The 13,498-nt window shown below is 39.2% G+C and carries 12 protein-coding genes; 7 read left to right on the top strand and 5 right to left on the bottom strand.

Features of this window, described 5'->3' with window-relative positions; all coding sequences use genetic code 11:
• Positions 1 to 7 precede the first annotated feature (7 nt).
• The 5 genes from glgC (at position 8) to rluF (ending at position 6,456) form a co-directional block, all read left to right on the top strand.
• Positions 8 to 1,309 (top strand): glucose-1-phosphate adenylyltransferase, encoded by a 1,302-nt coding sequence (glgC, locus tag I6F45_RS17010; RefSeq protein ID WP_197161274.1) that lies wholly within the window; start codon positions 8 to 10, stop codon positions 1,307 to 1,309.
• Between the two features lie 82 nt (positions 1,310 to 1,391).
• Positions 1,392 to 2,927 (top strand): glycogen synthase, encoded by a 1,536-nt coding sequence (locus I6F45_RS17005; protein ID WP_165728032.1) that lies wholly within the window; start codon positions 1,392 to 1,394, stop codon positions 2,925 to 2,927.
• Between the two features lie 89 nt (positions 2,928 to 3,016).
• Positions 3,017 to 4,231, top strand: coding sequence for an HDOD domain-containing protein (locus I6F45_RS17000; RefSeq protein ID WP_165728031.1), 1,215 nt, complete (start codon positions 3,017 to 3,019; stop codon positions 4,229 to 4,231).
• Positions 4,232 to 4,261: 30 nt separating this feature from the next.
• Positions 4,262 to 5,332: a DUF418 domain-containing protein gene (locus tag I6F45_RS16995; RefSeq protein WP_165728071.1), complete on the top strand. Its 1,071-nt coding sequence runs from the start codon at positions 4,262 to 4,264 to the stop codon at positions 5,330 to 5,332.
• 86 nt (positions 5,333 to 5,418) lie between these two features.
• Positions 5,419 to 6,456 carry a 23S rRNA pseudouridine(2604) synthase RluF gene (gene rluF, locus I6F45_RS16990; protein ID WP_197161271.1) on the top strand — a complete coding sequence of 346 codons (1,038 nt, stop codon included), beginning with the start codon at positions 5,419 to 5,421 and terminating at the stop codon, positions 6,454 to 6,456.
• Between the two features lie 22 nt (positions 6,457 to 6,478).
• Here rluF and I6F45_RS16985 read toward each other — a convergent pair whose 3' ends face one another.
• The 3 genes from I6F45_RS16985 to I6F45_RS16975 form a co-directional block, all read right to left on the bottom strand.
• Positions 6,479 to 7,063: a hypothetical protein gene (locus I6F45_RS16985; RefSeq protein WP_197161269.1), complete on the bottom strand. Its 585-nt coding sequence runs from the start codon at positions 7,061 to 7,063 to the stop codon at positions 6,479 to 6,481.
• Between the two features lie 58 nt (positions 7,064 to 7,121).
• Positions 7,122 to 7,379 (bottom strand): hypothetical protein, encoded by a 258-nt coding sequence (locus I6F45_RS16980; RefSeq protein ID WP_007580737.1) that lies wholly within the window; start codon positions 7,377 to 7,379, stop codon positions 7,122 to 7,124.
• Between the two features lie 92 nt (positions 7,380 to 7,471).
• The gene (locus I6F45_RS16975; RefSeq protein ID WP_149603664.1) at positions 7,472 to 8,212 is read right to left on the bottom strand and encodes a putative quinol monooxygenase; all 741 of its coding nucleotides are present in this window, start codon (positions 8,210 to 8,212) and stop codon (positions 7,472 to 7,474) included.
• Positions 8,213 to 8,556: 344 nt separating this feature from the next.
• Here I6F45_RS16975 and I6F45_RS16970 point away from each other — a divergent pair, with 344 nt between their 5' ends.
• Positions 8,557 to 8,889: a PBPRA1643 family SWIM/SEC-C metal-binding motif protein gene (locus I6F45_RS16970; protein ID WP_010552992.1), complete on the top strand. Its 333-nt coding sequence runs from the start codon at positions 8,557 to 8,559 to the stop codon at positions 8,887 to 8,889.
• Positions 8,890 to 8,999: 110 nt separating this feature from the next.
• On the opposite strand, the gene I6F45_RS16965 is transcribed toward I6F45_RS16970, so the two are convergent.
• Both I6F45_RS16965 and I6F45_RS16960 read right to left on the bottom strand, forming a co-directional pair.
• Positions 9,000 to 12,068: an efflux RND transporter permease subunit gene (locus tag I6F45_RS16965; RefSeq protein ID WP_165728028.1), complete on the bottom strand. Its 3,069-nt coding sequence runs from the start codon at positions 12,066 to 12,068 to the stop codon at positions 9,000 to 9,002.
• Positions 12,069 to 12,070: 2 nt separating this feature from the next.
• Positions 12,071 to 13,153, bottom strand: coding sequence for an efflux RND transporter periplasmic adaptor subunit (locus tag I6F45_RS16960; RefSeq protein ID WP_165728027.1), 1,083 nt, complete (start codon positions 13,151 to 13,153; stop codon positions 12,071 to 12,073).
• 122 nt (positions 13,154 to 13,275) lie between these two features.
• Between I6F45_RS16960 and I6F45_RS16955 the strand changes: the two genes are divergently transcribed.
• Positions 13,276 to 13,498, top strand: a 223-nt coding sequence (locus I6F45_RS16955) for a LysR family transcriptional regulator (protein WP_197161266.1), incomplete at its 3' end; no start/stop codon positions are given.

Here is a 13,498-nt window from a genome sequence, read left to right as displayed (position 1 = left end):
GAGTATTATGCCTAATTATGCAAATCGCTACATAAGTAGCTTAACCCGAGAAACTTACGCGTTAATACTGGCAGGGGGTCGCGGCTCTCGTCTGCATGAGCTAACCGACTGGCGAGCAAAGCCCGCAGTTTACTTTGGTGGTAAGCATCGAATTATCGATTTTCCACTATCAAACTGTATTAACTCGGGTGTGAGACGCGTTGGTATCGCCACACAATATAAGTCGCATTCACTCATTCGCCATGTAAACCGCGCGTGGGGGCACTTTAAAAAAGAGCTGGGTGAGTCGGTTGAAATACTCCCTGCATCTCAGCGTCAAGGCGATGATTGGTACTGTGGAACCGCAGATGCAGTTTTTCAAAATATAGATATTATTCGTCACGAATTGCCTAAATATGTAATGATTTTATCAGGAGATCATGTGTATCGCATGGACTATGGTGCTTTACTGGCTGAACACGTGCAAAAAGGCGCTGATATGACCGTATGTTGTATTGAAGTGCCCGTAGAGGAAGCCGCAGATACGTTTGGTGTAATGACCGTTGATGAGCAAAACAGAGTGTGTCGTTTTGATGAAAAACCAGCCATGCCTAGCTCTGTACCGGGTAAGCCAGGTACTTGTTTAGCATCAATGGGGAATTACATTTTTAATACTGAATTTTTGTTTGAGCAACTTAAAAAAGATTCTGAAAATGAAGGCTCAGGCCGCGACTTTGGCCACGATATTATTCCGGCGATTATAGAAGAGCATAATGTATTTGCTTTTCCGTTTAGAGATCCAGACCAAGAAGGGCAACCTTATTGGCGCGATGTAGGTACGCTAGACTCGTTTTGGGAAGCTAATATGGAGCTGGTAATGCCAGAGCCACAACTCGACTTATACGATCCAACGTGGCCAATATGGACATATCAAGAGCAACTACCACCTGCTAAATTTATTTTTGATGACGATGACAGACGCGGAATGGCATTAGACTCTACCGTGTCGGGTGGGTGTATTATTTCGGGCTCTGCAGTAAGAAAGTCTTTATTGTTTTCTAATGTGCATGTTCGTTCTTTTTGTACCATTGAGCAGTCGGTAATTTTACCTGGTGCAGTTATAAACCGAGGTTGTAAAATTAAGCGTGCAATAATAGATAGAAGCTGTGAAATACCTGCAGGTCTTGAAATCGGTTTTGACAAAAAAACAGATGAAGAAAACGGCTTTAGGGTCTCTAAAAAAGGCATCGTTCTTGTTACCCGTGATATGCTCACTGAGCTTGCAAAAAAGTTAGAGCGCCAAGCGCGTGAGAATAAAAAGCTAGCGTAAAATACGTTAAATATTAAGCACGACAACAAAGCTTGCTCATTCATGAGCAAGCCCACACAGGTCTAAAGGAAGTAGTAAATTAATGCATGTATTAATGGTTGCAGCAGAAAATGACGCGTTACCAGGCGCAAAAGTAGGCGGTGTGGCAGATGTAGTACGCGATGCCCCAAGGGCGCTCGCAAAGCAAGGTATAACGGTTGACGTTGTTATTCCTGACTACGGGTTTGAGCCGCTTGAGCGTATTTATATAGGTGAAGTAACCGTTGCATTTAATGCTCAACCGCATGTATTAACAGTTTTTGAAGTACAACAAGCCCAAAATAATGTAAGCCAAATTGTTATTAGCCACCCGCTATTTAGTGAATCAGGTAGTGTATATTGTAATGATGCACCGGGGAGGCCTTTTGCAACCGATGCCACAAAATTTGCTCTATTTAATGCAGCTGTCTGCGAAGCATTATTACAAGGTGTATTAAAGCGCCCTACAGCGCTACATTTACATGATTGGCACAGCGCCTGCGTTGCAGTTTTACTTAAGTTTGAGCCACGTTATAGCTCACTTAATACCTTACCGATTGCCTACACAGTGCATAATATTGCACTGCAAGGTATAAGACCTTTTAAACACGACGACTCAAGCTTAGAGGCATGGTTTCCGTCACTTAGTTATAATGGCCAGCAACTATGCGACCCGCGTTACCCTCATTGCTTTAATCCTATGCGCAGTGCAATAAATCTTTGCGATAAAATACATGTTGTATCACCAACCTACAGCCAAGAGGTACTTGAACCTAGCAATTACGAGCATGGTTTTTTTGGTGGTGAAGGGCTTGAGCAAGATCTTCAAAACGCAGCAAGGCAAGGTAAGCTTGTTGGTATTTTAAATGGCTGTGAATACCCAAGTAACACTTTAGAAGAGGCTACAATCGCTGATTTTTATAGCCAAGCAGAAAACACATTGTTTGGTTGGATGGCAAATAGCGAGCAGTTACAAAGCGGCTATTATATTGCTCATCAACGACTACAACAATTTAAAGCTGTGGCTAATGATGGGCCACTAGTCACAAGCGTTGGCCGGCTTACAGAGCAAAAGGTTTTGTTATTGTGCCAGCAGGTAAATGGAACTTTAGCGATTGATAAAGTGTGCCAAGTAATTAATGAATATAACGGCAGGCTTATTGTTTTAGGCTCGGGTGACAAAGAACTCGAGAGCATATTTACAAAAGCAATGGCACGTAATTCCAATCTTTTATTTTTGAAAGGTTATGGTCAAGGTGTTGGCGATTTAATGTATCAATTAGGTGACTTATTTTTAATGCCAAGCTCATTTGAACCTTGCGGTATTAGCCAAATGCTAGCAATGCGTGCGGGGCAACCGTGTTTAGTTCACAGTGTTGGCGGACTAAAAGATACAGTTAAACACCACGAAAATGGTTTTAGCTTTAATGGAGATACGTTAGCAACGCAAACGAGTAATTTAATTAGCTGTTTAGACGAAACTCTCTTAATTAAAAAGCAAAATCCTAAAAAGTGGCATAAAATTAAGCACAGCGCAGAGCAAATGCGTTTTTCGTGGCCACAAGTGGCAACTGATTATATAACAACCTTATACCGGTAAATCGTTGCTGTACTTTAAAGTTTAGTGACAAATGTACCTGCTTAGGGTTTAATTACTTAGTATTATATAAAAACTAAGAAGTAGGTAATGTGTCTGTATTTGTTGCAAGGCAAGCAATATTCAATCGAAGTAAAAAAGTAGTAGCCTATGAGCTACTTTTTCGTGATAGTCCAAAAAATTATTTTCCAGATATTGCAGAAGGCCAAGCAACAGCAAGGCTTATTATGGAAAATCAATTAAATTTAGGTACACGCCATATTACATCAGGCAAAAAAGCGCTTATTAATATAGGACCAGAATCATTAAAACTCGATTTATGTGCTTTCCTACCATGCCAAGACGTTGTGATTGAGTTACTCGAAACCATAGAACCCACCGACGATAACTATGAACTATGCCGAGGTTTATTTCATAGTAACTACAAACTCGCACTCGATGACTTTGTATATAAACCACAGTGGGATCGTTTTTTAAAGCTTGTGAAGCTCATTAAATTTGATATTGCAATTACACCTCTTAGCGAAATACAGCCCATAATTAATAAGTTACAAGCGCATAAACAAATAAAAATACTAGCGGAAAAAATAGAAACCCAAGACGATTACAAGCTCGCCTTTGATATGGGATTTGATTATTTTCAAGGCTATTTTTTTGCAAAACCCACCATGATCAAACAAAATGACATTGACTATAACTATGGTTTAGTCGTCGCTATTTACGCCGAAATAATGAAAACAAGTCCAGATATAAAAGCTATATCGGGTCTGTTTGAGCTTGATGCTGCACTTGCATATAAATTGCTGCGTTTAATAAACAGCGGTGTGTTTCCTATACAAAGCCAAATATCGTCACTCAAGCAAGCGCTTGTGTATTTAGGGCATGAACGCCTTAAAAAGTTTGTGAGCCTTATTGTTACTGCTCATACCGCAGGTAAAAAACCGGCAGAGCTAATGCAAGTGTGTGTTGTACGCGCACGTTTTTGTGAGTTATTAGCAAAAAAGGTTAATAAGAGCCAGCCAGGCGAAGCATTTTTAACCGGATTATTTTCACTGCTCGATGCAATCCTTGATCAACCCATGAGCTTACTTGTTGAAAAGCTCCCTTTTCCTGATGAAATAAAAACGGCATTATTAGGGGATAAAAACACACTGTATTATATTTTAAATGTTGTTAAAGCATACGAAACAGGAAGCTGGTGGGCACTTGAGCAAGCGGTACTTTTGCTAAATATAGATAGTGCTATACTACCTCCACTTTACCAGCAGTCAGTCGATTGGGCTGACAGTTATAAGAATAATATTTAACGGATAATAGCTTTAATGCGCAATTATAATATGGACTTTATTCGCGGCGTTGCCGTGCTTGGCCTAGTTTACATGAATGCTTACGCCTTCGGCCTTTTTGAATACGGGTATACCTCTTTAACTAATCCTCCTGTTAGCGACTCAATTATTCACACCTTTAGCAGCGTGTTTGTAGATGGGCGTTTTAGAACGCTGTTTAGTTTGCTTTTTGGCGCCGGGCTTTACATTCAATGGCAACGTTATAAGTCTGAGGTGCAATTAAAAAGTAGGCTTTATTGGTTAATACTCTTTGGTTTAGCGCACGGGTTTTTACTTTGGGCAGGTGATATTTTATTTGTTTACGGTGTATCTGGCTGGTTTGTTATTAAATATTTAGAGAGTGATAGCAACGTACTTTTAAAAAGAGGACTTGAGTTTATTTTGTTATCGGGTGTAGCTACCGTGCTTGTTATATCTAGCGTACCCGATGAAGTGATTTACCGCGATTCAGCACAGTTTATAGATTTATATAACCCACACTATATTGATTACTTTATTAGTAACCTCGCCATGAACACATTGATGCTTGTTATGGTGCCAATAATGATAATGTGGATGTGCGTGGGTCTTATGCTCATTGGTATTTATTTATATAAACAAGATGTTTTTAGTAAAGGCTTAACGACTCAGCAATTAATAATTTGCGTTGCAATAACCATTATTTTTTGTGGTGTTAGGCTTTATGCATCACAGCTTAGTGGCAGCTTAGGGTATGGAGTGCAAGAATTTGTAAATATGTTTGCGGCGCTAGGTATGGCTACGCTTTATATTCATTTAATTGTTAAATTTTGCAATAACAAGGCACACGTCGGCACGCTTATTCAACAAGCAGGGCGCTTAGCATTTACTTTATATATTAGCCAAACACTCATGCAATTATTGTTATATAAAGTGCTATTTACGCACTGGGTACTCAGTTTTGATCGTATTGATTACTGGTTAGTAGCAACGGGTTTAGTTGTGCTGCAGCTCATATTTACCTTTATATACAGCCGCTATTTTAATCAAGGTCCGCTTGAATATGTATGGCGTAAATTAACGAAAGCAAAAATTAGTGCTTAAACGTCTATAAATAGTAAATTAGGGGCGAAAAAATAGTGTGGGTGGTTTACACTACTCGCCTTAAAAATTACTACGCTATAAGTGCCATGACCGAATTAAAACGTTTAAATAAATTTATTAGTGAAACAGGATTTTGTTCACGCCGCGAAGCCGATAAATATATTGAGCAAGGTCGTGTCAGCGTTAATGGCTACTCACCAGGAATGGGCGTAAAAGTAGCCGCTACCGATGTTGTATTAATTGATGGTAAGCCGCTTAAAGCCACGCCAAAGCGCGTTTACATTGCCTACAATAAACCCGTTGGTATAACGTGTACTACCGAAAGTAAAATTCAAAGTAATATTATTCGCGCGGTAAATTATCCTACGCGTATATTCCCAATAGGGCGCTTAGATAGACCGTCTGAAGGGCTTATATTTTTAACTAACGAAGGCGATATCGTTAATAAAATTTTACGTGCGGGCAATAATCACGAAAAAGAATACGTTGTTACGGTAGATAAACCGCTTAATCGTCAGTTTGTTACAAAAATGGCGAATGGCGTGCCTATCTTAGATACCGTTACTAAAGAATGTAAAGTAACGCAAAGTGGCCCCAAAGAATTTAAAATAGTACTTACTCAAGGTTTAAATCGTCAAATACGCCGCATGTGTGAATACTTAGGCTACGAAGTGGTAACCTTAAAACGTACGCGCATAATGAACGTAACACTTAAAGGTTTAAAAGTAGGGCAGTGGCGTCACTTGTCAGATATTGAAATGGCGCAAATAAACGATTCGATTTCTGATTCTGGCAAAACCCAAGAGCACTCGGTTGATACTAATAAGCAATCAGAAAATAATGCACCTTTAGCACCTAAAAAACGTGATTTTCAGGGCGAAAACCCTCGACGCTTTAATAATGGTGATCGAAATAATGAGCGTAGTACTGAGCGAAATACAAATCGTAACTCTGAGCGCAGCAACGCTAACGGAGAGCGCAAAAATGAGCGCAGTAATACTCCTTACCAAAAGCGTTCTACAACGTATGTGGGTAAGCCAAAAAGCATTAAAGAGAACAAGTCGTCTAATGCTAAATCAGACTCAAAACCAAGTTCGGACCGTATTCTCAGTCTAAAAAAATAATGTGCAGCTAAGTGGTATTCTACTACCACTGTATTTCTTGTACTATATTACCAAGTGGGCTTTTAACGCCCACTAAGTTTATGTTGTTATTTTGCAAACTCACCAATCTACCTTTATCTAAATACCATCTAAAAGTGTGCTTTTTATAGCTTTTTAAATCCAGTACAGTCAGTTTTGCGCAACTGTATTCATAATCAGTTGGGCAAGTACCTACTTCGAGTAACTGATATTCTTGCTGCCATATATTATCGCCGTATTTATTAGCCAGTAACTTTACTGAAATACATACTGACGTCCACAACCATAAGTAAATTAAAATAGGTAAACCGATTGGTATAAATACTGAACGGAATTTCCCGTGCTCAACAATATAATCTTTAACCGTATGTTTAAATTCAAAGTTATTATTGTATTTTTTATATAAGTGCCTAAATAAAGCAACCGATAACACGATCGTCATTATTGGAAATAACGTAAATGTTAAGGTGTTATATATACCGTTGGGAATAAAAGCGGGATCGGCTTGTTCATCCCATGCAAGTAAAACCAGCGGAGGTGCTGTTACTAAAAGTAATAAGGCGCTGTTGAATAGTTGTTTAAAGGTCACAGGTATTCACTTATAAAATGCTGCTTGTATAAAGCCCAAATTAGCGCTTAATGTTTAGCTATTGAATGCTAAAGCCAATATAAAATAAGAGTATACCTAAATAAATTGTAATCGCCGATAACGAGTTTTTAGAGCGCAGGCGCTTAACAAGGTCGCGTGTGCCATCAACCATACCGGAAATAACCAGTAGTATGCCCCCTGTAAAACGGTAGTTGTTTAAGTTCACGTTACCACTATCGTCAGTTATAAAGCGTAAATAACCAAAAAGTATAAAAAGACTGCCTGCTATTAGTACTGCAATTTTAAAGTTTTCCAAGGCTTTTCCATAATATTGAGTTAGATATTAAAACGCCACTGAGTCTAGTCAGTGGCATTTAACTATATTACGAATTTAGTATTTATCCATATTTACTTTGCAAAACCACCTAGAGGCTTTAATAGAAGTGGTGACAGTGCAGCATGTTTATCGGTTAGTTCTTTAGGTAAATCACCCAAATGAACCATACGTGTTGGTGTTGCTGCAGCAATCCAGCGCTCTGCATGATCATCCCAGTTTTGAATGTGGATATGCGATGCTTCTAAATCTCTAAAGCGCTCATAAACCATAATATCGCCATCGTCAGACATGTAATATTGGTAATTTAGTGTACCAGGCTCTGTTTTTGCACGTTCTACTTGTGAATTCATTACTTCACGAAAGGCATCTAACTGGCCAGGGTTTAGCTTGGCTTCAACAATCCAGCCAAAATTATCAAATGTCGTATCACCGTTTTTGTTAATTTGACTCGTTTGTTCTTCTTCGCGAGAAAAGCCACCAAATGGTTTTAGCCAAAGAGGGCTTAAAGCCGCATGACGCTCACGAACATCATCAGGTAATTCGCCTAAATGCACCATGCGTGTAGGTGCAGCCGCCGCCATCCAACGTGCTGAATGATCGTCCCAATTTTCAATATGTTCGTGTGAAGAGTCTGCATCAGCAAAGCGTTCGTAAACTAAAACATCGCCAGCATCAGACATATAATATTGATAATTTTTAGTGCCAACTTCATTAAGTGCGCGATTAACTTGTGAATTCATCACCGCTTTAAAGTTTTCAAGTTCACCAGCATTAAGTTTAGCTTCTACTATCCATCCAAAATTTTTAAACATGACTTTCTCTACTTAAATAAATTGCCTCTGTATAAGTGAGGCTAAAAAGTTAAAGGCAATTTCTATCGCCCTAGTTAGCATACCTATCGCTTAATTGGTAAGTGCTTAGATAACGAAGCTAAGTGTACAGAGTATTTAAATATTGATAATAATCGCATTTACTTAATCAGTTTATAGTAAATGTATATAATAGTGGTTAGCCTATTTTGCAGGCCATTTAAATTTTTAAGTTAAAATTGCTTTATAGACGTGTTGTTAAGCTATTTACAAGTACACTTAGTTATATGAAGGGTAAGCTGTTAAGATGCGCCGTCTTAATAATGTAGAAAGGTTATAGAAGTAACATGTCAAAATTTTTCTTTATGGGTAAGCCCGACATAATGGGTAAAAATAACAGTAATGGATTTGCGCCAAATCGTACCGCAAAGGTAGGCACAGAGTTGCACCCGTTAACGCTAATTGTAAACTCAGCTGAACGACAATCAGAAATAGAAGCAATACTAGAAGAGCATTCGCTGTTTGCTTCAATTGAAGTTAAAGCAGACGTACCAGAAGATATTCGCGAACTAGACTTTGCGCTTAGCAAGTCAACACCACAAGTATTTGATAAAGTACCAGAGCGTAACGCACCTTGTGTATGTGGTAGCGGCAAAAAATATAAGAAGTGTTGCGGTTAGTTTCTTAACAACTAAATATGTAGCCTTTCTTTTTTCATCGGTATTAAATAAAAATGCCACAGGATTTTGAGCCTGTAGCATTTTTTAATGTTAACCAATTATATGTTTAACTACTTACGTGGCTCGTAATCAATTCTAAATATAACCGTGTAAAGTACTGGCACTACAATGAGGGTTAGTATGGTAGCAAAGCCTAAACCAAACATAATCGTTACCGCCATTGACTGAAAAAACACGTCAAATAACAGCGGGATCATACCCAAAATAGTCGTTATAGCTGCCATTGCAACTGGTCGCACACGGCTCACACCAGAGTCAAACACGGCTTCATAGGGCGATTTACCTTCCCTTAATTCAAGATTTATTTGATCAACTAATACAATACCGTTTTTAATTAGCATACCGCTTAAGCTTAACAAACCAAGTAGCCCCATAAAGCTAAACGGCGCATTCATAGCTAACAAACCCGCGCTTACACCAATAATAGCCAACGGCACAGTTGCCCAAATAACAAGTGGCTGTTTGAGCGAGTTAAAAAGTAGTACGGTTACTGCAAACATAGCTAAATAACCCAGCGGTAATGAGCCAAATATTGCTTTTTGCGCCTTGCTTGATGACTCAAACTCGCCGCCCCATTCTAGTTGGTAACCACGCGGTAGTTCCATGTTCTCTATCGGACCGCGAATACGGGCAAATAGTTTTGCAGGTGTTTCATCCCCTAATACATTATTATCGGCCATTACTGTAATAGTACGTTTGCGATCGCGGCGCATTATTAGGCTGTCTTCCCACTGCACATCAAATTCGTCTACAACTTGAGTCACTGGTACAAATACACCAAGAACTGGGCTGTATATTTGAAGGTCGTGTACGCTTTCTACGTTTAAGCGCTCGTTAGCAGGAGAGCGAGCAATAATGGGTAGCAATTGCGTGCCATCGCGATATACGCCCACTTGTTTACCCGATAAGCTCGTTAGTAATACATTGTCTAAGTCTGATTTACTAATGCCTAATCGACGTGCTTTTTGCTCGTTAAATTGCGGGCGAATCATTTTAGTACGTGCGCGCCAGTCATCACGAATATTATAGGCGCCATCGTCGCTACCAATCAATTCTTCGGCTGTAGCAGCGAGTTGTCTTAAAATAACAGGATCAGGGCCCGAAAAACGTGCTTCTATTTTTGCATCAGTAGAGGGGCCAATTTCCATCGGTTTAATTTTAAGCTGTGCAGAGAGTGCATGATTGCTTGAGTAATCACGCACTGTTTGCATTACAGTTGCTACGGCTTCTCTGTCGGCAACACGAATAATTAATTGCCCGTACGCGGGATATGATTTTTCTGGCGCGTAGGTAAGCATAAAGCGCGGTGCACCTTGGCCTGTTGTACTTGTTACTTCTTCAACAAGGTCTTCTTTTTGTAAAAACTCTTCAAGTTTTTTAACGCCCTCAAGGGTTGATCGAATATCAGAGCCTTGCTCTTGCCAGTAATCTACATAAAACATAGGTGTATTAGAGGCAGGAAAAAACGACTGTTTTACAGAGCCAAAACCAATAACCGCAGTACACAGTAAAACAACCATTAATATAAGCGTGGTTTTTCTAAAGTGCAGCGCTAAATCTAAAATCGCTTTGTAACCATTAAAAATAAAGCCTTTGTATGGGTCTTCATCTTCTTGGCCTTCTTCGTTTTTAAATTCGTTTTCTTTAAACATTAAATTGGCAAAAAATGGCGTTAGCGTAATGGCTGTTATCCAGCTTAATAAAAGCGAAATAAACAACACCCAAAACAAGCTACCGGCAAATTCACCACTGGCATCAGAGCTTAAACCAATTGGCGCAAATGCAGTTACTGCAATAACTGTTGCACCTAGTAAAGGCCATTTTGTTTGCTCAACAATATTAACAGCCGCTTTGAGTTTTGTTTGGCCACGTTTGAGGTTTATCAGTATGCCTTCGGTGACGACTATTGCGTTATCGACCAGCATACCAAGAGCAATAATAAGTGCCCCAAGCGATATACGTTGCAAGTCGATAGCAAACAACTTCATAAATATAAACGTACCCAGTACAGTAAGCAGTAAAATACCACCAATTAAAATGCCGCTTTTTAAACCCATAAATAACAGCAGTACAACAATAACAATCGCAATGGCTTCAAGTAAGCTGATAATAAAACCATCAACCGATTTTTGAACCTCTTGTGGTTGGTTGTATACCGAATTTATGTGAATACCATGAGGGCGTTGATATTCAAGTGATGCTAAATGCTCGTCTATGTTTTTACCCACATCAACCACGTTAACACCCGACATAAACGACACGCCAATAAGTAAAGCTTGCTGAGAGTTATAACGAATAATGTTATTTGGTACTTCTGCGTACTCTCTGTAAACCTTTGCTACATCGCCTAAATAAATAAGCTCATTGGCACCTGATTTTGAAATTAATAAGGTTTCGAGCTCTTTTACATCTTTAAATTCACCAGTAGGATGCAAGCGAATTGATTCATCGCCCACGCGAATTTTACCCGCGTTAGATACCGTATTTTGCGATTGCAATAACTGGAATATATGGCTTGGCGCAATACCTAATTGAGCGAGTTTACGCGTAGAAACTTCAACCATTACTTGCGCTTGTTGTTGGCCCGCAACGGTTACTTTACTAACGCCTTTAACCAATACCAGTTCGCGCTTTAAAAAATCGATGTAATCTTTAAGCTCATCATACGAATAACCATCGCCGGTTACCGAATACATAACACCGTAAACATCGGCAAAGTCGTCCAAAATAGTGCTTGGGTAAACACCACTGGGTAATGACGGAGAAAGGTCGTTAATTTTACGACGCATTTCATCCCAAATTTGGCGAAGCTGTTCTTTACGATAATTGCTTTTCATTTCTACAGAAATTTGTGATTTACCGTTAGATGAAATAGACGTAACGTAATCGACATAAGGCAATTGCTGAATCGCGTTTTCAATCGGAAAAGTGACTTCTTCTTCAACTTGCTGCGGCGAAGCGCCAGGGTACATGGTAATAACCATGGCTTTTTTAAGCGTAAACTCAGGGTCTTCTAGTTGCCCTAAATCAAAGTACGACACACTACCGCCAATTAATAGCAGCAGCGTAAACATCCAACTGATTACTTTTTTCTCTATGGAGAGTTGTGCAAAGCTCATAATTATAAGCCTCGCTCTTTATTCCATGCTCTTACTTTCATGCCTTCTTTTAGTGAATGCACACCGGCAGAAACCACAATTTGGCCTTCTTCAATACCGCTTAATACTTCAATGCCATCGCGGTGCAACTGGCCAACCTTTACAGCTTGTTTATGCACTTGGCTAGTTTTTGAATCAAAAAGCCATACGTAGGCGTTATCTTCAATTGATTCTTGCGGCTCAGAAAACACCGACTCGATAGGTAAGATTGTATAAGCAACTTGCGAGCGCGTTACTTTACTTAAATCAATAAGCACGCTACCCGTCATACCGGCTAGTAAATTAAAGTCCTCAGGTACTGGTAGCGAAAATACAACTTTATAAGTAAGTGTTGCAGGATCTGCTTGGGTATCCCACTCTTTAATATCAAGTATGTATTCTTTGTCGTCAAAGCCATCAAACTTTACAGTAGGGTGGTAATCGGTGCCTTTTTTAAAGCGAGCGACTATTTTTTCAGGAACCTGAATTTCTACGTCCATTAAATCGCGTGTTTCTAAGCGTAATATATTTTGCTTTGCTTGAATATTTTCAAAGTTTTTAACAAACACCTTAGCCACTGTGCCTGAAAATGGTGCGCGTAGTTCACTGTACTCAAGGTTCGTTTGTGCAATTCTAAATGCAGATTCAGCAATTTGCATATTAGCAGTGGCTTGATCTAATTCTGATTGGCTGGTGATTTTTTTCTCAAACAATTGCTCAATACGACCAAGTTGTGATTTTGCCAGTTCAAAGCGTGCTTTACGCTCGTCAAACTGTAGCTGAAAATCTTCTGGGTCTAGCTTTGCTAATAAATCACCTTTTTCAACGTGTTCACCAGCAAGAACCGGAAACTTAATAAGTTCGCCATTTACTCTAAAAGCAAGGTACGAGCCTTGGTTTGCAACAACTTCAGCAGGAAAACTACGAATGTTAGTTTGAGAATCATGACCTATGTTGAATAATTTAACTGGGCGAATGGGCTCTTCTTTAACTTGTTGTTCTGGCTCAGAACAGGCTATTAAGCTAAGTAAAGTCGTTGTTAATAAACATAGACGAAAGAGTTTCATGTCTTCTCCGTTGCAATGATGGCAAAATAATTAAGTGCAGCATACGCTGCAAACATATAAAATAAAAATCATTAAATTTTAGAAACTCAATAAGTTTTACTTATAATGTTGCAGAGTGCTATATGAAGCTGAATCAATTAATAATTTTAGATGCCATAGTGCAAAGCGCGAGCTTAAGCGGGGCAGCACTAAAGCTACATAAAACACAGCCAGCGCTTACACTCGCTATTAAAAATCTAGAAGAAAAAATAGGGTTTGAGTTACTAGACAGAAGTAAGTACCGATTACAGCTTACTGAAAAAGGGCGTATTTTTCATCGCGAAGCGAAGCAACTCTTGCATGCCA

This window comes from Pseudoalteromonas sp. SWYJZ19 (genome assembly GCF_015864375.1).
GTDB classification, from domain to species: Bacteria; Pseudomonadota; Gammaproteobacteria; order Enterobacterales; family Alteromonadaceae; genus Pseudoalteromonas; species Pseudoalteromonas arctica.
This window is presented reverse-complemented; position numbering and strand designations above follow the sequence as displayed.

Excerpts from the sequence above, each read along its gene's own strand:
- glgC (WP_197161274.1), top strand. The coding sequence starts at position 8 with ATGCCTAATTATGCAAATCGCTACATAAGTAGCTTAACCCGAGAAACT.
- I6F45_RS17005 (WP_165728032.1), top strand. The coding sequence starts at position 1,392 with ATGCATGTATTAATGGTTGCAGCAGAAAATGACGCGTTACCAGGCGCA.
- I6F45_RS16995 (WP_165728071.1), top strand. The coding sequence starts at position 4,262 with ATGGACTTTATTCGCGGCGTTGCCGTGCTTGGCCTAGTTTACATGAAT.
- rluF (WP_197161271.1), top strand. The coding sequence starts at position 5,419 with ATGACCGAATTAAAACGTTTAAATAAATTTATTAGTGAAACAGGATTT.
- I6F45_RS16975 (WP_149603664.1), bottom strand. The coding sequence starts at position 8,212 with ATGTTTAAAAATTTTGGATGGATAGTAGAAGCTAAACTTAATGCTGGT.
- I6F45_RS16970 (WP_010552992.1), top strand. The coding sequence starts at position 8,557 with ATGTCAAAATTTTTCTTTATGGGTAAGCCCGACATAATGGGTAAAAAT.
- I6F45_RS16965 (WP_165728028.1), bottom strand. The coding sequence starts at position 12,068 with ATGAGCTTTGCACAACTCTCCATAGAGAAAAAAGTAATCAGTTGGATG.
- I6F45_RS16960 (WP_165728027.1), bottom strand. The coding sequence starts at position 13,153 with ATGAAACTCTTTCGTCTATGTTTATTAACAACGACTTTACTTAGCTTA.